Origin of the sequence: Paraburkholderia sp. CNPSo 3272, from assembly GCF_024206495.1 — a bacterium.
Lineage (GTDB): Bacteria > Pseudomonadota > Gammaproteobacteria > Burkholderiales > Burkholderiaceae > Paraburkholderia.
In genome coordinates this window covers 113,114-135,521 of record NZ_JAMBPQ010000011.1, presented here as the reverse complement: position 1 = coordinate 135,521, position 22,408 = coordinate 113,114, and the positions used below count along the sequence as shown (strand labels likewise).

Genomic DNA, 22,408 nt, shown 5'->3' with positions numbered 1-22,408 from the left:
CCTCGGTCCTAATAGGCGGCACGCTCGCGGACACGTAGGGAAAGGGAGAAAAGGGGCAGCGCCTGTTCAATCAAACTGAGCAAACTCATTGCTGAGCGCGTCGCCGAATGCCGATCCGGAGTCGTCGGAGTCGGCAACCCGAACAGTCTGGAACGCGTCTGACGATGCTCCCATTTCGGCTCTCGTTGTAGATGGGGCAATTGGGCCGCGCGACACCACCGCGGAGGTGCCCGTCGCGGCATTCTGCGATGGCGCGACGTCTAGAGGGACCGGGGTCGCCTGCCGAATGTACACCGGTACGGCGGTCGCCTCTCGACGGTCCGGGGCGCCGCGCTCGACCGGGTGAGCATTGCCCATGGTCTCGTCCCATAGCCTGGCTTCAGCGAGCGCGCGGAACACGATTGCGCGCTCGCGCGGCGAGCTGCATGCACGCAGTCGCTGGTAGAGCTTCGGCGAGACAAGTGGATTGACCGTGACGGTCATCTCGATCTTGTCGCTCATGCTACGCGGCGCTCGCTCGCAAGGCGTTCGCCAACAAGCAGGAAACCTCTCGCGTTGGCCGTGCATGGGGAATCGATCACCTCGATCACAATGCGAGGGAACGCATGCCGGATCACGGATGCATAGAGTCCCGCGCCACCGCCGGAGAGGATGATCGATCGCACGTTCCGCAAATGACCGACGCTGTTCTGCATTTCCTTCACGACGTCGGTAACGATCGGACTGGCCTTCTCGAGATAGGGCGAGAGATCGACGTCCTTTCCGTAGAGAAGGAAAGGCTTGTATTCGCGCAGCGCCTTGTCGATAAGCTCAATCTCAGTCACGTTATCGTCTTCGTCCACGGAGATCAGACGCGCGATGCGCTGATAGATCTGTGACGCGCCACCAGGCATACCGCCGCTGCGCGTGTCGTCCATTGCGAAACCGTTCGCATAGACCCAATCGGTCGTGAAATAGCCAACGTCGATGACGAGATGCGCGTCGTCGCGATTGAAGCTGTCGCCACGCGTACTGGCAGCAAATACGAGTGAGCCTAGCGGCTGGGGGATCACGACGACGCGCTCGACGACCACTCGACCGGGGCCGAAATCGTGTGCACCAACAAAGCGGTCCTTGAGCGCGGCCGAATACTTCTTCATGTTGTGCACGGGCAGGCCAAGTACCAGACGGTCAATCTGCGTGATGCCAGCAAAATGGATAGCGCCGAAAAGTAGCGCGGCATAGTTGTCGGTCATCACGTAGTCGTCGGCGAGAGCGCGGCCTGTCTTGCCATAGGCAGCACTCAGCGAAACGTCGGGTCCAACTTCATAGTTAATCCCGTCGATCTTGATAGTGACCACCTTTCGCGATGCGAGAACGCCTTCACCGAATCCAGAGAGCGAGTGGGTTGCAGCGAGCGGGGCGAGTGAGGGAAACATGCCCGTCGCGACCGTGCCGCTCGCTGCGCGGTGAGCGTATTTGGTGTTGCCGTAGCCAACGTCGATAGCGAAGACTGCAGTTTTCATGGTGTCTATGTTCCCTGGTTAGAACGAATCGGGTGAACGGCAAAGTTAGACGTGAAGTCCGACTTCATCCGGGATCTCAAAAGGCTGTGGAGCCCAGTTTGAAATGGCATGTTGCTGAGTCCAGTCTATCGAGCGTAGTGGGAAGTCAAGTTTCCAAAAGCGCGCTGGAACAGGTCATCTTTTGCTCGCGGGCGATTGCAGCGAGCGCCTATTCTTGTCAGTACCTGTCGCGCCCCTGGCGCATCGACCTGAAGTGCATGGCACTTCGCGCGTCCTGTTTCTGGCCAAATCGGCCAACGCCCCCCCGCCCGCAAGGGCAAACTTCCCAAGACTGTCCGCGTGCCACCGTGACGCGGCTTTTTTTTCAATCAGATCAAGTCCACCCTGTCCCACTCTGAGGACCACTGGACAGTGCGATATCCATACGATCGGCGGGTGTCCGCCGGAATGCGGCGCAATGAGACAAAGTGGGTGCGGACAGTTGGACAGTTCGCGCCCTCGGTCTCATACGCCTTACACACGTTCCTTCAGCCCACAGCGCTGGGTGCGTTCACGAAGCCCGATACACCGCGGCGGAGATGAACGTGCTTCGGAACGGGGGAGAGTCTGCACGCTGGCCACGCCAGTGTTTCGCGCCTCCCTGTACGGAAGATAGAACGGTCCGCGCAGCCGTCACCAAAAATGCGCAACAGGAATTGCCCGGCAGTTGGCCCGGGCACCCACAGGCCGGACGGCGCTGTGTGGTGTCCAGATGCGGAAACGCGTCCGGGGGCCGGTCGGGTAGCCACAGCAGGCGGCAAGGCAGCACAGGCAGTAACCGCGGGAAGCGGTTTGCGCGAAGCGCGATCCGGCCCGTGCCGCAGCAAGGTGGACAGTCGGAACGCATCTCTTCCGTGCGTCGGGCTGATCGGATGGAATCGCTAAAGGCAAGGAAGGCAACAAACCCCGCGCCGGGGAATCGGCGAAGCCGCTCAGGCGGCCAGTAACAGCGGTCAGGTCGGTGCGGCCGCAACGATGTCAGGCAGGGACATCGGGCATCACCGACCTGGCCACAGCAATCTGCGCAACTTCGCGCGGAGCGCAACGGCAACGGAGGAAAAAAGTGGCGGCGATACTGAACGTTCGAGCGGTGGTGCGCGGCTACCGGCTGACGCCCGCGATTGCACAGGAGTTGATAGACCTGTTCGATGAGCACGTGGCGACGGTTCACAGCAGGACGCGAGTCAGCGGGAGGTCATTGTCGATCAAGACACAGGAACATCGTGTGCGTGCGATATGCGTCGCGCTGGTCGAACTGCGTGGAGGCGGCTTCGCAGTGACGAGCCCGTGGAACCTGCGGCAGAAGCATATTGAGTGGCTGGTGCGGCGCTGGGTGGATGCGAAGCAAAGCGGCGGGACGATCGAGAACAAGCTCACGTATCTGCGCACGCTCGCCGGGTGGATGAAGAAGGAACACCTGGTCGGCACGCTCGCGGACTATGTGGATCGCAAAGCAAACGGGCTGGAGCGTTCCTACGTGGCCGAAGCGGACAAGTCATGGTCGGGCAACGGTATCAACGCGACGGAAAAAATTGCGGAGATTGCGACGACGTGCCCACGGGTGGCGGTGCAATTGAAGCTTCAGGCAGCTTTCGGACTGCGGATCAGCGAGAGTTTCCTGCTGAGACCGGCCGAGGCCGTGAAGGATATCGAGAACCTTGGCGTCACTCGTGGCACGAAGGGCGGCCGCGAGCGCAAGGTGCGGATCGAAGACCAACTCGCGGTGCTCGAGGAGGCAGCGCAGCTGGCTAACCCGATGACCGGTTCGACGATTCCCGCGGATCGCACGTTGAAGCAATGGGTCGACCGGTACAAGACGGTGCTGCGGAAGCACGGCGTCAACAAGAAGGGGCTGGGTGTCACAAGCCACGGGCTGCGTCATCAGTATCTGCAGGAGCTGTATGAGCGGGCGAGCGGTGTCCCAGCGCCCGTGAAGCTCGCTGGAACTCGGCCAGATCCCGAAGTGCACAAGGAGGCAATGCGCCGCGTTGTCGAGGCTGCCGGCCATAGTCGGGTGACGAAGGCCAACGCGTATCTCTCGACGTTCGCGCGCCAGGAGCGATTGGCGAAACCGTCCCCGACCGTCGAGGAGGCGGCGAAGGCGCTGGAGGCGGCGGGAGGAAACAAGACGCACGCGGCGCGGGCACTTGGGATTTCCAGGCAAGCGCTCTATCGGCTGCTTGGCAACGCGTAGGCGCTATTTGTCTGGAGAAATGTTCGGCTGCGCACTGATGGGAAAAACGCGCTGGCTATCATGGCAGTGCCTTGACGCGGCCAGGGGGAGCGTCGAGTGAGCACTCAAGAACCAACGATACGGGGAAAAAGAGGGCATGGCCGCGAGGCACAATGAAGGCGTGTCTCTCAGGTTCTGGTCCCCTCGAAACAAACACCCAGAACCCATTCAACCGGCCCTAGCGGCCGGTTATTTTTTTGCTTGTCCGAACGATTACCAGCGGTCGCGGTCGGGCAGCGAATCGACGGCGGTGGCGATCCGGTCTTCGAATAGCATCTCGTCGTGCTCGGCGGGCGAATAGATTTTGGGGAACTGGGCGTACGACTCGCCGTCGATCTCAACCCATTTCGCGAGCTGGATCAGTTTCCTCCAGCGTGCCGCGTCGTTGAGCACCGGGTCGATTGGCCATGAGTCAAACGTGACAACGGTGGCATCCACGAGCCGCCGAGCGAGCATCGCAAACATCGGGCCCATCTCTTCCCAGTTGCCGGCGGTACGCGATAGCAGATCGAGGACAGCGGGTATGTCGGCGGCCCCAATTTCTCGCTCGACAAGACGCTGCACGTCGCTCTTCTCGGCTTCGGGGCGCATCAGTCGTCTGTTCCATACGGCTCCACAGCGGTCCATCGCGGCTTTTTCGTCGCGACCAGTAGCTTCCCATGGCGTTTGCATTCCGCAGTCCGCGCAGTAGATACATACCAGGGGTTCGGTCTTCGGGACCTCAGGCGGACGCGGCAGTCGGTCGCCGATCCGGGGAGGCCCGGACATGCGGCCCCACTCCGTGTAGTCATACTGCGGGTTTGGGAGCTTGCAGACCAGACGTTGGGAACGACCGACGGTCGGTCGACCGCCGCAGTGGTCACAGGGAATCAGCTGCTCGTACATGGCGAGGAGTTAGTGGAATGGTAGACCGTCATTATCCACGCAACGCCAGTTTTCAAAGCCGCAAGGTGAGCGGTGCAAGGGCCGCAACTCTGGACGCGGGGTTCAACTACCCACGAAGATCGACGCCGGAGTTATTTGAGTGCTCTTCGTCCCACGGAGCGTAGTCCTCACTGAAACCGAGTCGGAGGTTCCACGCTTCGTTTTCATCTTTGAGAGCAGGGAGCTTCTTGGAGACGTCTGCGTACTCTGGAATCATCGACGCACGGAAGATCAAATCGTCTTTTGCTACGGTGGAGGTGAGGGCCGAAAGTGCCTTGGCCAGTTGGGGCGTGAGCTTTTCGTGAAAAAAGAGATCGGCGATCTCCTCGGGGAATTCAGCGAGGAAGAGCGCCTTGCGCAGGCGAGCCGCGGGGATCTTCACTGCCCTCGCTAGTGCGTCCAACGAGGACCAGATTTCCTCGTCGAGCATCCACTTATAGAAGGACACGTAGACGTGCGGACGGGTGCGGGCCCCCCGGACCATATCGGCATGATAGAAAATCATCGTTTCTCGGACCCACTCCAAGCCGCGCAGAGCAACCAATTCCTTCAGAAAATTGCCAGTGCCCTTTCTCGCTGGGTAATTCTCGGAAGGAATGTTGGCCCCGATTTCATATAGTTCTTCTGGATCAACCCATTTACTCCAATTGCTGCTCACACGGCTCTCCTTGTTTACATAGTGTGATGGTTTCAACGTCTACGGCTTGTCTAGAAAGGAGTTGCGGAGCTCTGGAAAGCCGTCATATGTGCGGCCGTCGAGCGTCCTTCCGGCGTTCTTTTTGCCGCACCGAGAAAGCGTCGGTTCGTCGTCGCGGCGCAGGCCGCCGGCCACGGTCGGCGTCGTGGCGTCGAAACGCCATCCGTGGCCGGACCAAACCGCAGTTCGCTCGGCGCGTATCAGAGGGCCGGCGAAGTTCTCCCTGGGTGCCCACTCACCCCACTGTTTGAACAGAAACGCAACGCCAGCCTTCGCGCACTGCTCGCGGATATCGCGGACCCAGCCGGGATGCATCGGACGGGCATGTGGACCGCTCTCGCCGCCGCAGATGACCCAGTCGACGAAGTCATGCATGCCTTGTTGGTGAATCGGGTCACTTCTATGGCCAGCACAAAGGCCGCAATATCCGTTGTCCATGCTCCCGCCTTGCTCGAACCCTGTGCAATGGGGAAAGCCCGGTACGAGCCAGTCGTTGATGTCGACGGGACCGAGCAGTGGCTCCATGCTCAGAAACTTGATGCGCGCGGGCACCTCGAGCAGCTTGGGGATGTCGCGGTCCGCTTCTTCCTGATTCACGACGGTCGCGCCGAGCCAGACCCCCGGCCACGGGAGCTCGTCCCACGTGTTTAGGCCGTGCGACAACTCGTCGATGACGTCGTTAAGCATGGCGCGGGCATTGCCGATTCGCTTGGTCAGCAGTAGCCAGTCAAGGTTTGGCGTCTGCGCTATGAGCTCGAACAGTTCAACGCGCCACGCCGGATCGATGGCGTTATCAAACACGTCGGCGAGCGAGGCGCAGAACACGCGCTGGCGTCGGCCATGCGTTGCGAAGAATTCTGCGTGCCGCGCGTTCCACTTCAGCGGCTCGCGCCAGGTGGTAGCGCTAGTCCGAAGACGTCGCTGGCCCGCGCCCCAAACGACTTTGTGCAGCCGCTTGTCCAGCAGCTGTTCGGCGTAGCAGTGGTCGCACCCTGGCGAGACTTTGGTGCAGCCAACAAACGGATTGAAAGTGTGGTCGGCCCACTCGATCGTTGTATTTTCCATCTTCAGCCTCGCGCCGCCTTGCCGCCAAGGACGTATTCGCGGATCACTTTCATGCAACGAGCGTCCGCCTGCGCTGTTGCGCCGGAGAGCCAGGACTGATCCAGAGGCGTGCACATGCGTTCGAGGGCGGCTCGCACGGAGTCTGGGACAGGGTTGTCGATGACTTCGCGGGCCAGCCGCTCTGCCTCGTCCAGCGCGGCCGAAACGGCGGTTCGTTCGTTGGAGGGCGAAATTTTCCGAAGATCAAAGTGCGCGGCCGCGAGGGTCCCCAGCAATCGTGCTGCTCGTTGTCGCGATGGTTTAGGTGTGCATCTGCAGAGCGCGTCGGTTTCCAACGTTGCTTCGATTCCTTGGGGCGGGGCGATCTCCGCTGGTAGAGCGACCTCGTCTTCGTAGGCTTTATCGCACAGGGGATGATGGAAACCCTTCCAGTCTCCAAGCCGTCGGCATTTGCACGTGTCGTCGGGCCGCGCTGTTGTAGCAGGCGCGATGGCGGCGACGCAGACGGCGCGGCCGTCCCAGCAATTTCTCTGGTGGGCGAATTTACGGCCGTCGCTGGCTTCTGTTTCGATTGTGTCGTTCACTTTCGCTGTTACTCGCGTCGGATAGAGAGATCGAGGTTGGTTCTGGCGATTCTGCTGAACCGGGCCGGATCGAATCCAGCGCTAACCGAGCGTGGACGAAGTCAAGTGCGCTGGACCGGTGAAGGCAGCCTGGCCTGTCTGACTGTTTGGCGATCGACATTCCACTCTACGGTCGGGATGCCGCGAGCCAATCGCATTGAGCGCTTCTCCGCCTTGCGCTCCTCATAGCTTTCGAGTCCGTTCATGCCGTAGACCTCAATGTGCGTTGCGGGCTGGGTATCGAGCAGCACAAAATCGGGCAGCATTTGATCGCCCTCGGCCATGCGGATGGGCTTCTCGAAGACTCGCCTTAGGCCGACGAGCCGGTTGGCCATTGCGACCTCGTGGATCGAGTCACAGGGAATGAATGCGGCTGAACAGAGCATAGCGGCGAGATCGATGATGACCAGGTGCCCTTTGGTCGTGCGTTCGACGAGCAGGAGGCCAATGACGCGGGCCGTGGATTCGGCGATTGCGCGCCATGCGTGGCCATACTTTTTTGTGGTCTGCTCGATGAGTGCGGTGGACGCGTAGTAGCGCAACTTGCGCTGACGCAGCGTTATTGATGCTCCGTATTTGGTTTCGCCGACTGCGCCAATTTCCCCGAGCACAAGGGCGCGGCGCGATACCTTTCCGTCGGTGGTTATCGTGGCGAGAAACCTTTCAAATTCCGCGTTGATCGCATCGCGCTCGCTCTCCTCGTATCGCCTCATGACGTGCAGGACATCCTGAGCTGACGCGCCATTAATCCGCGCATTTTCACCAAGTCCGCCGAGTAGCATCGCGTTCACCGCGCCCCAGCTGCGGTGATCGGTGGTACCTGCCCATGAGTTGAGGCCGGCGCTGACCCACAAGGTTTGCATGAAGGCCAGCAGGGGACCGGCACGGCGCGATGTGCCGTTGGATGTCGTTTGGCTGCGCGCTCGGGGTCCCGACGCGACTTCACGCTGAATCTGTGAGGCATCCAGTCGCACGTTCAGACCGTCCGTGTCAATGACGATAGCGGCGGTGCTATCGCTCCCATCGCCCGTAGCGGTCCCGGGAGTTTTGCGGAATTCGCATCCCTCTGCGTGATACACGCCATCGTCGGGCCAGCCGGCGAGATGAAAGAGAGCGCCGTACCGGCGGATCACGAGCTTGCGAGGCGAGTCCGTGCGGCAGTGGCACTGCGCGAAGCCGGGGACAATCTTGGCGCGCTCAAGGCGGCGTGCGAAACGTGCTGGATTTTCCTGAACTTCGGTGAGCGGCACTCGCTCGCCGTCGAACGATACTTCGAACATGAAGGGGTTCTCCTGGTTGGGGCGCCGCGAGCAGACTAGGCCACGACCTGGACTAGCCGTTGGGGACCGTGCCAGAAAGAACCATCGTCGGTATTGAGAACGGTCACCATCTCGTTGTCCGCGTCGTGCTGGGTGACGACGCCTTCGCAGGGGGCTGCCGCGTCCGTCGGGTAACGGACGCGGCGAAGGCGAAGCGAGGCAACACCGGAAGTGAAGGCGGTCGGGGACATCGGTCCATCTTCGCGCGGTGCAAACCAGATGGGCGAGGAAAAGCCAGCTAATTTGGCGCTGGTTTCGATTGGACGATCGCCGGAAAGCTGCACAAAAACTGCACAATTCCGGGTTTAAGCGTTTAGGCGCCTAAACGGAGAGGTTGACCTACGCCGACCGTACTCGGCGAAACGACATCGCGCCCGCCGACGGAGTACCGAGAATCAGGCGCACGCGACGTTGAAGGTCCGCATGAAACGCTCCGGACACCGAGAGGGGTGCGCCAAACGTCATCCTCACGCAGCCGAGCAACATATAGAGCATGGCAAAGACGCTTGCGACGCTGCTTGCCACTAGATTCAACCGGTTCGCGAGACTCTGCGCGGGATCTCCGTGTGCCTCCGTCGAGGCTACGAAACTGAGAATAGCGCGGGCGGAGTCAGCCGGATAAACCAGCCATTGCCATGCAAAGTAGACGCTGACCAGAGCGGCCGTGACAGCAAGTGTCAAGACGGTATGACGCCAGATCGATCCCAGGATGCTACTGAACTGTGCGGCGTAGTTCCGCGCATCGCTTGCGACGACAAGCTTCATGTTGGCGAAGAGTGGCTCCGGGACCTCGCCGATTTCAATATCGTTAATGGTGACTTTCATGACGGCCTGATCGTCTGCTTTGGCGACATTCCTGCGCAGTTCTGCAACCTTCACTCGCCGGATGGCTTCGAGCGCCAGTCCGACCACAAGGGAGAAAGCGACGATGCGCGCAACGTTTGGTTGACGGCTTGTGGTCAAGCTAAGCAGCCATAGTACGGCAAGCACCGTCGCCGCAGCCGTGACAACGAAAACGAGCGAGCCTGCCCAGGCGCGCGGCTTTTTCAGATCCAGCATGGATATCTCCTGACAAGAGCGTGGCCCGATTGCCCGCCCGCGTTCATTCTCCGGCGCGCATGGGGTTTCACTCGGCCGGAAAGGCCGCCGATTTGGGCGCGATAGCGAGCCGGAGGTTGTTGCGGAAACTGTTCTCCACAGGCTTGTCCACGGAAATTTGGATAAAGAGGGTGCCCCAAAAGCGAAAGCCCCTGCGTAGCGGCTTTCTTTGTGCGGAAACCGATGGGTGGTTTCCACTTACGATTGCACGATCACCCGCGTCGTCGACGCATCGAACCTTACCGGCGCTGCCGGTTTTTCTTTTTCCCTGTGGGGCATCGCGCCCGCAGGGGCCGTGCCCCTCTTTCACGGAGTCGGCATGAGCAAGAATGCACAACGAAAGCACGAGCAGACGGCTGACGAACATCAGCGCAACCTCGTCGCGCTCATTAACGAGTTTTCCTACGGCCATCATCTCGACACGGTATTCCGCGACTTTGTCGAACTGGCGGCGCTCGCGATCAGCAACAGCGTCGATCGCGCGCAGTTCGATGCGCGAGAAAAGCGCTATATGGAGATCGTCGGGAAGTACAAGCCGGACGAGGTCGCGAGATTCCCGAAGATGCTTTCGGAACTCACGATGTCATTCGAGGTGCGCGTCGCGACGATGACAGGAGCCTGCGCGCTTGGGGTTCGAGGAAGTGGCCTCACCGATGTACTCGGCGAGACCTATATGATGCTCGACCTTGGCAACGCACGAAGCGGGCAGTTCTTCACCCCGTACCACGTGTCGAAGCTGATGGCCGCGATGATCGGCGGTGACACCGTGGCGAGAGCCGACGCGCAGGGATTCGCGCGCGTGCACGAACCAGCATGCGGCGCGGGCGGCATGGTCATCGCAACAGCCGAGGCATTTCACGATGCCGGCCTGAACTACCAGGAGGCAATGCACGCAACCTGTATCGACATCGATCCATGCTGTGTCCATATGGCCTACCTGCAACTGTCGTTGCTCCACATTCCCGCCATCGTCGTGCACGGCAATGCGCTCTCAATGGAGGTCTGGGGACACTGGTTTACGCCCGCACACGTGCTCGGCGGCTGGAGTCACCGCCTGCGTGCACGCAAGGCGTTCGATGCGATGCGCGAGTTGCTGGCGCCCGAGGCCGGGAAGTCTGAAGTCGAGGCGGACGCGCAGCCTGCCGTCGTCGCCGCGCCGCCGACAAGCGACGCGCTCGAGGTCGAAGGGGGCGGAGCGGCGGTGCTTGAACAACCGCGCGCCGAGGGACTCGACATCGCGGACATGTTCGAGGAGGCGATCGCAACGCTCCCTGCGGCGCCTGCCCCCATCTTCGAAGTTGTTGACCAACTCACGCTGTTTTGAAAGAAGGGCCCGGATGAAACGTCCGGGCCCTTTTCCTTTTCCTGAAAGCCATCCCGTATTCGCGATCTTTCCGGCCATGCGCGATGCGCAGGCGGGCTATCGTTGCCATATCTACCGCGCTTCATGCGCATCGACACAGGCCCACGTGGCCTTTCTTTTTTGACCCTTCGGGAATCCTCTTCCCGGTTGGGGCGCGGGTTCCCTCTCTGGAGACCCGCTATGCAAGAGCTTATTCAGCAACCCACACTTCCGCTGTCCCGCATCAAGCTCGGTCGTAACCCGAGAACGTACTTTGACGACGCAGAGATGCAGGAGATGCGTGCGTCGGTGCGTGCTCGCGGCGTTGATACGCCGATTCTCGTTCGCCCGATCGACGATGGATTCTACGAACTCATCGCTGGCGGGCGTCGTTACAAAGCTGCGATGGAAGAACGTGGCGAGAGCTACGAGATGCCCGTTGCGGTGAAGTACGTCGACGAGTTCGAAGCCGAGGAAATGGCGCTCATCGAGAACATCCAGCGTTCCGATATGTCGCCTGGTGAGGAGGCAGTCGACGCAGCCAAGCTCGTCGGTCGCTGTCAGGGGGATCGGGAGGAGGCGGCACGCCGTCTCGGCTGGAGCGTCCAGACGCTCGACAGTCGCCTCGCGCTCATGAACTGCAGTGCGTCCGTTCTGGAAGCACTCAACACCCGGAGCATCAAGCTCGGCCACGCCGAACTGTTCGCGGCCTTCACGAAGGAGCAGCAGGACAAGCTCCTGCCCGTCGTTGTGAAAGAAGGGCACAGTGTCGCGGACCTGAAGAAAGTGCTGGAGCGCGCAGCATGCTCGCTCTCTGCCGCGATCTTCGACAAGGTGGACTGCGCGGGTTGCCCGCACAACTCGGCCGCTCAGGCTGAGATGTTCGGAGAGTCGATCGGCACCGGCAGTTGTACGAACCGTGCCTGCTACAGCGAGAAAACGGAAAAGCAGCTCGAAGCAACGGCCGCAGGCCTGCGCGACGAGTACCAGACCGTTCGCGTCGTTCGTCCCGGCGACAACCACACGCGCATCCAGCTCGTGGCAGATGGTCCAAAGGGCGTTGGCGTTGAGCAGGCGAAGGCGTGCTACGCGTGCCAGAACTTCGGCGCGGCGGTGAGCGGTCTGCCCGACTCGCTGGGCAACGTCTACAAGGGCCAGTGCTTTGATACCGTCTGCAACATGAAAAAGGTTGCGGCACGCATCAAGAGCGAAAAGCCATCGGCACCGGCAACGGCGAAAGCTGCGCCGGCAGCGGGCGCATCGAAGGCCGTGAACGCTGCAAAGGGCGACAAGCCCGCTGCAGCTGCACCTGAAGCGACGACGGTGTCTGAATCCGACCGGGTGAAGGCATACCGGGTCGCGCTCTGGCGCAAGGCGCTGCGTCGCGAGGTCAGTACGGACGTTGCGCTTGCGCGTCAGTATCTGATCGCAATCGTGGCGACTGGCCAGGCACGGTGCATCGACGGCGGTCCGGTTACGACCGTGTGGGAGCGCCTGATTGACGACAAGCCGGCCGTGGGTGACTTCGGCAAGGCCGCGTCGGCAGCGTCGCAGGTCCAGTCGGATCAGCAGGTGAAGCTCGTCGTGGCCATGACGCTCTCCGCAATCCAGGGTGTCGATGTTACGTACCTCACGCAGATGTGCCGTCACCACAAGCTCGACCTCACGAAGCACTGGAAGCTCGACAAGGAGTTTCTGGAGCTGATCACGAAGTCGGAGATGAAGGTGGTAGCCGACGAACTCGGTCTGCGCGCAGCGATGGGCGCAGATCACTTCAAGAAAGTGTTCGCGAAATCGAAAGCTGAAGTGATCGAGGCAATGCTGACCGTCGAGGGTTTCGACTACGTCGGCAAGGTGCTGAAGGTCCTGAAGTTCTGACAACTGCCGTGGGGTTTCCCCGGCACATTCCCTGATACACGCCGCTTTTCTCGCGGCGTTCCTTTTTTCAAGAGGTTTTTATGTTCCAGGAACTCGAAGCATTCGTGCGCGAGACCGGCAAGGTCACGCTCACGATGAAAATGGCAGGCGACCTGATGGCAGTGGTGGTCATGCCGTGCGGCGACTCGAAAGAGGTGGCGCTGCGGCAACCGCTGGTGCTCACGGCGTCGCCGGCCGATCTCGATGAGGGCTTCGTCGAAGCCCTGCAATCGTTCCACGGCGTGCACCGCTCACTCGCGGAGCAGGTAAGCGCCACGAACGAGATCCTGCAGGCGGCTGAAAAGTCGCAGGCGGGCAAGGCGCAGAAGGCGTTGTCGAAGGGATCGAAGCCGGCGCTTCCCGCGCCCGCATCACAGCCCGACGGCAACGACGAGGACGAGTCGCCGGACGACGACAACGCCACTGCGGCGCAGTCGCCGACGGCCGATGCAACTTCGGAGCCGGCAGCACCTGCTGACGGTAAGTCCGATCTCTTCGCTCTTCTGTGAGGGTTCGCACCATGGCAATCAACGTAGCCACACTCGTTCGCGAATTTATCTACAACGGCATGCACTTCGTGGATCCCGGTCCGGCGTTCTCGCCCGATCAGGTTCGCGATCTCTACGCCGCGCAGTATCCGGAACTCACGACCGCCACGGTCGACGGGTCGGAAGTCGCGGGGGAGGTCGCCAGCTACAAGTTCGTCCGCGCAGCCGGTGCCAAAGGCTCCCATGCGTAAGGACGCCCTGCTCAAGGCCCTGTCCGATCCGGACAACGGCTTCAACCAACAGGAACCACCCGAAAGGGTGGTTTTTTTATTCGACGACGAGATGAACAAATGCTCCTCGATCCTCCATACGCTGATCGATCGCTCGTTGACGGCGCGGGCGAAGCCTGGCAACCGCCACGCCTTGCCGCTCCCCGACATCGAACTTCCGCTTGTGTTCTGACGCTGCCGGACATTGCAGCTGACGTGCCGTCCGGCATCACGCTCAGGTGGCGCGCCGAACTCGCCATCAACGACATCGTGCTCGACCAGTTCCGGCACGGGCCGTTGCGTGCGACGGACGTGCAAGCGCCGACAAGCGCGGCGAACGCGTTCCAGCAGGCATTTTTTGTCTGGATGCAAAGGCAGCTTCGCGAGCCGTTGCGCTCTCTCTCGGTCAAGTTCGAGCTTTGCGATACCAACGCCGTCGGGGATCGCCTGGCCTACCAGCACAACGATGAATTCGAGCCGAAAGGTCCGCTTCATCTCGGTGTGAAGCTGACCGATGAGTGGGTGCACGAAATCGGCCCGCTCGCTGAACCGCTCAGGGCCTGTCACCCGCTACTGCTTCACACGCTTTTCTCGCTCGTTGACCGTGTTTCCGGGAAAACCGTCCTCATTCGCACGCCCGGGTGGTTCCTCCAGGAATTCGCCTGCATGCACTGGGGGGGCGACGAGAGCGCGAAAGACGAAGACGTGCGCGAGCTTCTCGTCGCGTATCACGGCGCGGACGAAGAGACGGTGGAGCGTTACCTGCCGTCGAACGTTCTCCCGGAAATCTATCCCGATGAGATCAGGAGGCCGTCGAGACCGGATGGGCGCCGCAGCAGGCGGCTCGAGCTTTCCGAGCGCGAGTTGCTTGAGCTGCAGGCGCGTTCGTCGGGCATGCCTTCAAAGGTGTGTGCTGAGCTCGCCGTGCTTCATCGGCTGCTCAGACGCGCAGGCAAGCGTGCATTGCTGAACACGGGCTATGACTCGCGGCCGATTTATTCGGGCTGCACGTTGATGCTCGCGAGCAACGAGCGATCCCTCGAGATTCTCGATGACTACATGAACGGTGAGTATCAGGCCGGAGAAGCGACCGAATACAGCCGCTTCATTGAATTTTCCAGAACGAAACAGGGCATCCGCGAGCAGTACGCGCAATGGAGCCTTGCCTTCCAGATGCTTCACCACCTCGACCGGCTGCTGGCGCTGGTGGTGAGCCCTTAATCAGGAGTTTTTCCCATGAGTGATGTTTCGATTGGCCGTACAGGCCATGACGTGTCCCTGTCGTCTGCATTGCTGCTCTATGCTGGCCAGAACGGCGCGCACTACGCGACCGTCCACCGGATCGCCGCCGATCGCGTGTCGGGTCGCCCCGTCATCGGGGCGGGCCGTCCCCTCGATCGCCGCGCGCTCGTCGCCACGCTTGTGCAGCTGGAAAAGAGCGCGGCGCCCAAGTGCGAATTTCTGCCCGCCAACCTGTTGGGCGTGTCTTCCGCCGCGGTCACGTGGTGGTGTCCGCCGGCGCCGCGCCGCGTGTTCTTTGACTGCAAGGAACTCGGCAAACGCAGTCGCGTTGTTTCGCATCCGGGGCTGGTGTTTCAGGCCTCGTTGACGGGGTTCCGTGTGTTCGCGCTGAAGGAGAGCGGACGCCCGACTCCGGATACGCCGCTGTTCGAGCCGCCGTACTTCAACACGTGGGACCTCGGCGAGATCTGCATCGGTTCGGCGCAGGTCCCCCGGCGCATCGAGGTTGATGCGATTGGCGGCTGGGAAGATGGCTTTTTCAACTCGGCCTTCACGCATCCGAATCACGGTGGCAAGCGCGTGACGTACGAGGACTGGTTCTATGCGTTCTGGCGCGACATGCTCGACGGCAAGTTCGAGGTGTTTCCGCTCGACGTGCTGGTACCGATAAAAGGTGCAACGGCGGGCAAGCTCGTCGCTGGCGCGATCGGAGGGAAGGCATGAATCCCATCGATTTCGCTCTTCAGCACTCGTTCCCCTCGGTGATGGTGCCCACGCGTGAGCCGGTGGCGCCCATGACCGTGCCGGGCGAGCGGTTGCTCATCGCGTCGAATGGCGTGTTCCTCGAGATCAATCGCCCATGGATCCGTCTGGTTCGTCGGCTGGGGGTGTTTGAGTGGCGCACGTCGGTGCCCTATGGCGAGGCGGCCGAGCTGACCGAACTGGCGTGCGGCTCCGTGCCGGCCGAACTGGTCGCGGGGTTTGCACACATGGCGCGTGCGGCTCTTCCCAACGAGGCGGGCGCATGGATTGTGTGGGACGCGGCAACGGGGGAATTTCGCGTCGTACCGCTTCCCTCGTTGTCGCACAGTCCTGCTCACCTGAGCTACGAACGCCCGGAATTGCGCAGCGGTGAATGGCTGGTCGTGGATTGCCATTCGCACGGCAGCGGAAGTGCGTACTTCTCGACGACCGATGATCGCGACGATCAGCACGACGTGAAGTTTGCGCTCGTGCTCGGTCATTGCCATCGCGTACCGTCAGTCGCGCTGCGTCTTTGTGCGAAAGGACGGTTCGAACCCGCGCAGGCGGTTCCGCAGAAGTGGATGACGGCACTGGAAGGAGAGGTCGCATGAACGGACCCATTCTTCACAAGACGCCGCCCCACATGCTCAACGGACCGTGGAAGGTGGTTGTGGTTGGCGCGGGTGGTACTGGCAGTGCGCTGCTCCCGTCGCTCGCGCGACTGCACCACGCAATGATCGAGCTGGGGCACCCGGGCGGTATCGAGTGCACGGTCTACGACGATGACACGGTCAGCGAATTCAACGTTGGCAGGCAGGGTTTCTATCCCAACGACGTCGGCCAGTACAAGGCGACGTTGCTGGTGAACCGGCTCAATCTGCTGATGGGGACGAACTGGGTGGCTGAACCGCGTCGCATCGATTCGCGGATCAACCTGCACACTGACATCGTCATCGGTTGCGTCGATTCGCGACGTGCGCGTCACGCGATCGTGCAGGCCGCGAGACGGGGAAAGTGCCTCTACTACCTCGATTGCGGCAACGAGACGGACCGTGGTCAGGTCATTCTTGGCGAGTTCGGCAAGCCCCGGCACGACCGGTTGCCCCATGTGGGCGATCTGTTCCCGGACATGCTGAATGCCAAGAACGACAAGGGTGACGATTCCCCGTCGTGTTCGATGGCGGATGCACTGCGCAAGCAGTCGCTCGTCATCAACCAGGCGATTTCGGTGCAGGCTTTCAACCTGCTCTGGTCGCTGTTTCGAAATGGCGGTCTTACGTTTTCGGGTGTGTTCGTGAATCTCGCAACGGGACGCACGAATCCGATTCCGATTGACCCCGCTGCATGGGCGCGTTTCGGTTACGAAGCGCCGCCCATGAAAAAGCCCGCACGCCGTCGCAAGGCAGCGTGAGGGGCACCTCCCGCGAGTCACACAGCGTTTTACGCCGCTGTGTGACTCATACCCCTCCGTAATTATTTCGGCCCTCAGCCCGAGGGCCGACCGTTACCTATTCCTGCAAGGAGCTTCAAATGCATATGTTTTTTTCAAGTACTGTTCAGGCGCGGTTCGGCCGCGCGGCGACGGAACGCACCAGGGCCATGCTGTTCGCGGTGGCGTTGTTCGCTGCGACCGGCCTCCACCGGCTGTGGGGCTTCGCGAAGCCTCACCATGCGTGGTTGCGTGTGCTGGAGGTGCGATGGCTTGGACACTGGGCGCCCAGCAGTATCGAACATCTTGCGGCAGCATTCGCCGGCTGCGTGCTGTTCGTGATGCTGTGGTCGAGCTTCGTGTCTCAGACCACCCGTAACCGCGCCCTTCTGGGGCTCGTGTTTGCGGTGCTGTACGGCATCACGTCCACGTGGAAGTACGACGGTCGCGAGTATCTTGCGACCGGAGATGTCAACCAGTTGGCGCAGATGGTTGCCGACGTGTTCGGTCTGTTGCTGGCGCTCGCGTGGCTGACCTGGCCGGAACGCTCGAACCGCCTGCAGTACGTCCCCGGACGTGGCTACCGTGCGTGATTCAACGCGTCGCCGGAATTCCTGAAACCAACGCAGTCCCGCGAAAGCGGGCTGCGTTTTTTTTCGTCCGGAGCTTCCTAGGTCCGGCAGCACGAACTTCGTGCGCGCACCGCGCGTGGTGCGGGCCGATAAAACATAGGTCGTTTCGGCGAGCATTCCGGCTCGGCACTGGGCGCGCGCGCCTTAGACTGTCCCTATTCCCCGCGCTTTCTGCGCATCGACCTGACCACAGCGGCGTGCTGCTGTGCTTCTTTTTGTCTCACCGGCCGGACCTTCGTCCTGCCGCCAATGCATACCCCGTTGGGAGCCCACTCCCTTCGGGATGCGGCTCCCTTTTTTGTTCAAAGGAGCTGCACCATGCTGAATGTTTCCGCTGCCTCGCAACCCGCCGTGAAGGTTCTCGAACTCAACGGCTTTCGCGAAAAGCAACGCATCACCGCGCAGGATGTCCAGGCAAGTCCCCCGCAGCTTCATGCCGGTACGATCGTTTCCGTCTGGAGCGATCGCACGGCAACGGTGCAGTGGGACTACGATCTGCCGTTCGCTGTTGAACGTCGGCTCGTGAATGCTGGCCACGTCGAACTGCACAATCTGACACGTCATTCGTAACGGCGTGGGCGTTTAGCCCCGCCTTCAACGCTTCACCCGCGCTGGGAGTCACCTCCCAGCCAATTCCCATACCCGTTCGGGCAACCACTGCCCGAAGGGGCTCCGGTTGCCCTCACTACCTTGAGGCAGCCGCCATGATCCGCATTTTTCTCGCCGTCGTTGTTCTTTCCGTTCTCTCGGGTTGCGCAAGCACCGACTTCGGCTCGCCCGACGTCTACCAACGCTCGGATGTCCAGCGCGCCGGTACGCTCGAACAGGTGACCGTCGTTCGCGTTCGCCGCATCACGATTCAGGTGCCGGGCAACAACTCGGGTCTCACGAGCCTCGTGAGCGCAGGTCTCGGCGCCTTTCTCGGCTCCAAAACGATCGGAAATGGCAACGGTCGCTATGTCGCGGCAGCGATGTCCGGTGCCGTAACGGGCTTCGTCGCCCAGCACGTGAGCGACGCGCTCTCGCGCACCGCCGGTCTCGAAATTGTGGTGCGCAAGGCGGATGGCTCGCTTCGCGTCATTACTCAACCCGACGACCAGTTGTTCTCGCCTGGCGATCGCGTGCTCTTCATGGACACAAGCTCGGGCGTTCGCGTCACGCACTGACGTATTCCCTTTGCCGGCCAAAGCCGGCCCTCTTACCTGCCAGGCGGGGTGACTCCTTTCGGAGCACCTCGCCGTTTTTTTTCGAGGCATTTATGAACCACAGCAGCAAGGTTTTCCACGCGTCCCGCGCAAGCGCGGGTGCCGCGCGGGAGTCGGGCGTCAAGCATCATGCGCAGCGTTTCCTTCGCCGTGTTGCCGGCGACCTTCGCCTACGCACTAGCGAACACGAGATCGTGGCAGAACCCGCTGAACGCGGTCGCGGCTGCCGTGTAACGCTTCGCACCGACAGGCTGATGCTCGAGGTCGCCGATGCACCCGAACGCGGTACCGTGGCGGTTTCGTTCCGTACCCGCCGGGGTCGAAAGGACCTGTCTGGCGGCGGGGACAACGTCGTGAGCCAGGAACAGCTTGGATCGCATGCAGGCTACGAGGCCTTTCTAGGCGCTCTCCGTCTTACCAACGGGCTCGACTCGGATCGTCGGTAGGGGGCGGACATGGATATCGTTACCGTGGTCGTCCAGTACGCGGGCGGACTGGAAATCTCGGAAGGCGCCACGCTTGATCCCGTGACCGGGGTCGTGCACGTCTCCGAACGCCTTCAGCAGCTGCTTCGCGAATGCGATACGACAGAGTCGCCGCCTAGACTTACCGTGCTCGTCGGCGGTGCCCGTCATCTGCTGATTCGCGACCGGGCGGAGTTCAAACTTGGCGAAGCTGTCTCAACCACGATCCCACGTACGGTAATCCCGTTCAGTCGGTTTGGGCATACGTGGAACAAGGAACAGCTCCAGCAGTTTGGACGGTTTGTCCATACTCTGTCGGCAGCCTCGATCGTGGGCGCAATCGGTTACTGGCACTCGACGACGAACTGGACCCTAGCCGCCGTGCTGAGTGAGGCAGTTCTGGTTTTCGCCTTTGTGGTACTCTTTTTGAGAGGCATGGATTCCATGAACGGAGAATGAACATGGGTTTCGCACTTTTTACTCTGGTCGTCACGTTAGCTATCTACTTTTACGGTGGCTACATGGCGAACAAGAGCCGCGCGGCGGATCGTGAGCGTCGCTCGCATTCGCACTGAACATTCACTGTAGCGCCAGCTTTCGCTGGCAAATCCCAATCAAGGGCCGCACCTTCGGGTGTGGCCTTTTGCATTTCTGGACCACTTTTCATGCAATCAACTCTTGAGCTTCTCGATGCGCCGGGTGTGCTGGACGCGGCGCCGTTCGATACCACTGGCAAGACGGTAGGGCAGGTCGTCGACCAGATCTGCCGGAAACTGCGAAAGACCGAGCTCGAGCCCGAGTGGGTCGTCGTCGCAAACTACGCAGAGAACGCGAACGATGCGACGTTTGGCGCGAAGCCCGATGCGCCGTGGCCGGAAACGGATGGGCGGCGAAGCCGTCTGTGTCTCTCGGTTTCGATCGGCCGTTCCGAGGGATGGCTCGTGCAGATCGACCACGTTCACTTCGTTGAAGAGGGCGGCGGCAGTCACTGGCTCAGCCAGCCGCTTGTGCGCGCGAAGGTGCTGAACCGCTCGCTCGCCTGGTCGATTGCGGCTGTCGTCTCGCGGCTGCTGGACATCGACTGATCCTCGTATCACCACTCATTCTTTCCCTTGCGGGGCCTTCGCCCCGATGGGTGTTGGCCCCTGCTCACCGGAGCTTTCATCCATGTACACGCTTTCCGTACCCAATGCAGTTCTGACGTCGCCCACGCTCGCCGGTCTCTTCCCGCTGTTCCAGGACGATCGTGTGCGCGAAGTCGATACCTGCTTTATCCGTCTGGCCGGCGCCGAAGCGGGCGAGCGCATCACGCGCTACAACGGCGCGCTGGCGCTGCGTATGCCGGGCACGGCGCGCAGCATCATCAACGAGGCGCTTCACGAGATCCGGCGTGCGGGTTCGTTTGTGCGACCCGACGGCTCACACCGCGAACCGTGGGAAATCCACGCAAGCGACTGGGATGGCCTGTTCGAGTTCGTGGAACTGTGCCGCAATCCGAATCTGCTGCTTTCCTCGGACCAGATCGAGGCTGCAACTGCCGAGGCGCGTGCAGCCGGCAAACGCTTCGTGCTGTCGGACATCTGCATCGAGGCAATGGAGCGGCTGTTCGGGTTCGGCTATTGCGGGCCGCGCCTCCCCGGGACGCGCGACGCACAAAGTCGCCACTCGCTGCACGTCGCGTACGCGCTGCTCGCCAATCTGCCGGTACCGGAAACGGTGCTGCAGGCGTACCGCAACGATGCGGAGGCTTTCCGTTACTCGGAGTGGGCCGACGTGCTCCTCAAGGTTCCCAGCCTGCGAGGCGCAATTTCCGGTGCAAGGCTTCGTAACATTGCTTCCGTGATGCGTCACAACGGCAAGTCCATCAACGAGCAGAACGCCGACATCCTCACGATGCTCGCGCGCCTGCTGCCGGACGAGCCGACGTATCCGCACGTCGAGGACGTCCTGCACGCGCACGGACTCATCGATGACCTGCCGCTGCCGGATACGTTCAGCAAGCCGGTCGACGTTGGCCAGCCTGTCTCGCCGTTGGCCAGTCGCGTTCGAGAACTGGTTGCTGCAAGCGTCTGCCGGCGTGCCGTGGAATTCGCCGACAAGGAGCTGAAGGCCGGTCGCATCAGCCACCGCATGCACCGCCACCGCTGCAACATTGCCCGTCTGGATGAGGGACGGCACACGTTCGAGTACGGGAACCGGATGGCGCGCGCTCTCGCCGAACGCAACGTAGAGTCACTGCTGAAGGTGCTGGACACTTCCGACGAACACAACCGCGCCAGCAAGACGGCGTTCGAGGAAGTGCTCGGCGTAAAGCTGCTACGTCTGCGCCCGGCGGCACGTCATCGCGCGGTGTTCCTGCTGTGCGGCTACAACGAGGCGCAGCAGGCCCAGTGGGAATCGCTGGCTGCACAGCGCAGGGCGGAATCGGAAGCGGAACGCGGACTGCAGGACGCTCGGGAGGCTGCCACCCAGGCCCGCTACAAGGACACTGAGGACGCAGTCATCACGGGTGTGGAGCATGTCGATCGGGCGATCCGCGAGGGCTATTCGACCATCCGTAGCTATCCCCGCGGCGCAAGCGTCAGGTATGTCCTCGCACGCGGCGAAGAGCGCACGGCGCGCCGGCTCAGTGCGAAAGACGGCACGCTCGCGTATGCGCGCGCTGTCCTTGGCACCCTCGCATCATAGGAGGTTGCCATGCGATTCGAACGTGAGCCGCGAACGGAGGGGTACAACTGGACCGCCCGCAAGGAGGCACTGTTCGTGCGCCGGGAAGCGCGTGAGGCAGAGAAGATCGCGCGCGACTATCCGCTGTTCGTCGGGCAGTTCCAACCGCGACCAACGCTGCCAGTTGATGACGAGCGCAAGCGGCGGGAACGCATGCTGCTGGAAAGCGAGCAGCGCTGGCGTGACCTGCAGGCGCGCTTCTGGCGTCAGGCGCGACGCGCGTATTTTGCGTGCGTTCCTGACATGCGCGCGGCGATCATGGCCGAGTGGGACCAGTGGCGCGGACCTGCAAGGCCGCTCTACTTTACCTACGTCGTCGAGAAGCACAACGGCGTCGGCGAAGAGCGAACGCGTCGACTTCGCCAGGAGGAAGCCGCGATTGTCGTCCGTATCCGGGAGCGTGAGAATTCTCAGGCCCGGCTCTCGCTTGCCTGAAACCTTGACCG

25 protein-coding genes and 1 pseudogene are annotated in these 22,408 nt (G+C 61.6%); 17 read left to right on the top strand and 9 right to left on the bottom strand.

The features are described 5' to 3' along the window. Positions 1–66: 66 nt before the first annotated feature. Positions 67–501, bottom strand: a complete 435-nt coding sequence (locus M3I53_RS16285) for a hypothetical protein (RefSeq protein WP_254316936.1) — start codon at positions 499–501, stop codon at positions 67–69. Then, complete coding sequence (locus M3I53_RS16280) at positions 498–1,505, bottom strand: PRTRC system protein D (protein ID WP_254316935.1); 1,008 nt, start codon at positions 1,503–1,505, stop codon at positions 498–500. Before M3I53_RS16280 ends, M3I53_RS16285 begins: the two co-directional genes overlap by 4 nt. 1,102 nt (positions 1,506–2,607) lie before the next feature. Here M3I53_RS16280 and M3I53_RS16275 point away from each other — a divergent pair. Beyond that, positions 2,608–3,738 carry an integrase domain-containing protein gene (locus M3I53_RS16275; protein ID WP_254316934.1) on the top strand — a complete coding sequence of 377 codons (1,131 nt, stop codon included), beginning with the start codon at positions 2,608–2,610 and terminating at the stop codon, positions 3,736–3,738. A gap of 252 nt (positions 3,739–3,990) precedes the next feature. Here the strand turns inward: M3I53_RS16275 and M3I53_RS16270 are convergent, their stop codons facing one another. The 7 genes and pseudogenes from M3I53_RS16270 to M3I53_RS16240 all read right to left on the bottom strand — a co-directional run bounded on the left by M3I53_RS16270 (position 3,991) and on the right by M3I53_RS16240 (position 9,464). After that, positions 3,991–4,368, bottom strand: a complete 378-nt coding sequence (locus M3I53_RS16270) for a hypothetical protein (RefSeq protein WP_254317002.1) — start codon at positions 4,366–4,368, stop codon at positions 3,991–3,993. 15 nt (positions 4,369–4,383) lie between these two features. After that, positions 4,384–4,662, bottom strand: a pseudogene (locus M3I53_RS16265) (Lar family restriction alleviation protein); the annotation flags it as partial. 106 nt (positions 4,663–4,768) lie between these two features. After that, a complete protein-coding gene (locus tag M3I53_RS16260; protein WP_254316933.1) occupies positions 4,769–5,359 on the bottom strand; it encodes a hypothetical protein in 591 nt (196 codons plus the stop codon). A gap of 39 nt (positions 5,360–5,398) precedes the next feature. Next, the gene (locus tag M3I53_RS16255) at positions 5,399–6,463 is read right to left on the bottom strand and encodes a phage Gp37/Gp68 family protein (protein ID WP_254316932.1); all 1,065 of its coding nucleotides are present in this window, start codon (positions 6,461–6,463) and stop codon (positions 5,399–5,401) included. A 2-nt stretch (positions 6,464–6,465) separates the two neighbouring features. After that, positions 6,466–7,047 (bottom strand): hypothetical protein, encoded by a 582-nt coding sequence (locus M3I53_RS16250; protein ID WP_254316931.1) that lies wholly within the window; start codon positions 7,045–7,047, stop codon positions 6,466–6,468. 101 nt (positions 7,048–7,148) lie between these two features. Beyond that, positions 7,149–8,366 (bottom strand): DUF1173 family protein, encoded by a 1,218-nt coding sequence (locus M3I53_RS16245; RefSeq protein ID WP_254316930.1) that lies wholly within the window; start codon positions 8,364–8,366, stop codon positions 7,149–7,151. Positions 8,367–8,744: 378 nt separating this feature from the next. Further along, entirely contained in the window at positions 8,745–9,464 is a 720-nt protein-coding gene (locus tag M3I53_RS16240) for a hypothetical protein (protein ID WP_254316929.1), read from the bottom strand. 358 nt (positions 9,465–9,822) lie between these two features. Between M3I53_RS16240 and M3I53_RS16235 the strand changes: the two genes are divergently transcribed. From M3I53_RS16235 to M3I53_RS16155, 16 genes are all read left to right on the top strand, one after another. Continuing rightward, positions 9,823–10,827, top strand: coding sequence for an N-6 DNA methylase (locus M3I53_RS16235; RefSeq protein WP_254316928.1), 1,005 nt, complete (start codon positions 9,823–9,825; stop codon positions 10,825–10,827). A gap of 219 nt (positions 10,828–11,046) precedes the next feature. Beyond that, the gene (locus M3I53_RS16230) at positions 11,047–12,723 is read left to right on the top strand and encodes a PRTRC system ParB family protein (protein WP_254316927.1); all 1,677 of its coding nucleotides are present in this window, start codon (positions 11,047–11,049) and stop codon (positions 12,721–12,723) included. A gap of 80 nt (positions 12,724–12,803) precedes the next feature. Next, on the top strand, positions 12,804–13,271 hold the full coding sequence (locus tag M3I53_RS16225) for a PRTRC system protein E (protein WP_254316926.1): 468 nt from the start codon (positions 12,804–12,806) through the stop codon (positions 13,269–13,271). An 11-nt stretch (positions 13,272–13,282) separates the two neighbouring features. Continuing rightward, positions 13,283–13,501 carry a PRTRC system protein C gene (locus tag M3I53_RS16220; RefSeq protein ID WP_254316925.1) on the top strand — a complete coding sequence of 73 codons (219 nt, stop codon included), beginning with the start codon at positions 13,283–13,285 and terminating at the stop codon, positions 13,499–13,501. Next, positions 13,494–13,712, top strand: a complete 219-nt coding sequence (locus M3I53_RS16215; protein WP_254316924.1) for a hypothetical protein — start codon at positions 13,494–13,496, stop codon at positions 13,710–13,712. The genes M3I53_RS16220 and M3I53_RS16215 overlap by 8 nt, the downstream gene beginning before the upstream one ends. Positions 13,713–13,735: 23 nt before the next feature. Next, complete coding sequence (locus tag M3I53_RS16210; RefSeq protein WP_254316923.1) at positions 13,736–14,740, top strand: PRTRC system protein F; 1,005 nt, start codon at positions 13,736–13,738, stop codon at positions 14,738–14,740. A 15-nt stretch (positions 14,741–14,755) separates the two neighbouring features. Continuing rightward, positions 14,756–15,484, top strand: a complete 729-nt coding sequence (locus M3I53_RS16205) for a PRTRC system protein B (RefSeq protein WP_254316922.1) — start codon at positions 14,756–14,758, stop codon at positions 15,482–15,484. Continuing rightward, positions 15,481–16,116 (top strand): PRTRC system protein A, encoded by a 636-nt coding sequence (locus M3I53_RS16200; RefSeq protein ID WP_254316921.1) that lies wholly within the window; start codon positions 15,481–15,483, stop codon positions 16,114–16,116. The genes M3I53_RS16205 and M3I53_RS16200 overlap by 4 nt, the downstream gene beginning before the upstream one ends. Then, the gene (locus tag M3I53_RS16195) at positions 16,113–16,916 is read left to right on the top strand and encodes a PRTRC system ThiF family protein (protein ID WP_254316920.1); all 804 of its coding nucleotides are present in this window, start codon (positions 16,113–16,115) and stop codon (positions 16,914–16,916) included. The genes M3I53_RS16200 and M3I53_RS16195 overlap by 4 nt, the downstream gene beginning before the upstream one ends. A 119-nt stretch (positions 16,917–17,035) precedes the next feature. Next, on the top strand, positions 17,036–17,527 hold the full coding sequence (locus tag M3I53_RS16190) for a hypothetical protein (RefSeq protein WP_254316919.1): 492 nt from the start codon (positions 17,036–17,038) through the stop codon (positions 17,525–17,527). Positions 17,528–17,884: 357 nt separating this feature from the next. Then, entirely contained in the window at positions 17,885–18,136 is a 252-nt protein-coding gene (locus M3I53_RS16185) for a hypothetical protein (protein WP_254316918.1), read from the top strand. 134 nt (positions 18,137–18,270) lie between these two features. Then, positions 18,271–18,732 carry a glycine zipper 2TM domain-containing protein gene (locus tag M3I53_RS16180; RefSeq protein ID WP_254316917.1) on the top strand — a complete coding sequence of 154 codons (462 nt, stop codon included), beginning with the start codon at positions 18,271–18,273 and terminating at the stop codon, positions 18,730–18,732. A gap of 494 nt (positions 18,733–19,226) precedes the next feature. Beyond that, positions 19,227–19,694 carry a hypothetical protein gene (locus M3I53_RS16170; protein WP_254316915.1) on the top strand — a complete coding sequence of 156 codons (468 nt, stop codon included), beginning with the start codon at positions 19,227–19,229 and terminating at the stop codon, positions 19,692–19,694. Positions 19,695–19,900: 206 nt separating this feature from the next. After that, the gene (locus tag M3I53_RS16165; RefSeq protein WP_254316914.1) at positions 19,901–20,320 is read left to right on the top strand and encodes a hypothetical protein; all 420 of its coding nucleotides are present in this window, start codon (positions 19,901–19,903) and stop codon (positions 20,318–20,320) included. An 82-nt stretch (positions 20,321–20,402) separates the two neighbouring features. Next, entirely contained in the window at positions 20,403–21,923 is a 1,521-nt protein-coding gene (locus M3I53_RS16160) for a hypothetical protein (RefSeq protein WP_254316913.1), read from the top strand. Between the two features lie 9 nt (positions 21,924–21,932). After that, positions 21,933–22,397 (top strand): hypothetical protein, encoded by a 465-nt coding sequence (locus tag M3I53_RS16155; protein ID WP_254316912.1) that lies wholly within the window; start codon positions 21,933–21,935, stop codon positions 22,395–22,397. Positions 22,398–22,408 lie beyond the last annotated feature (11 nt).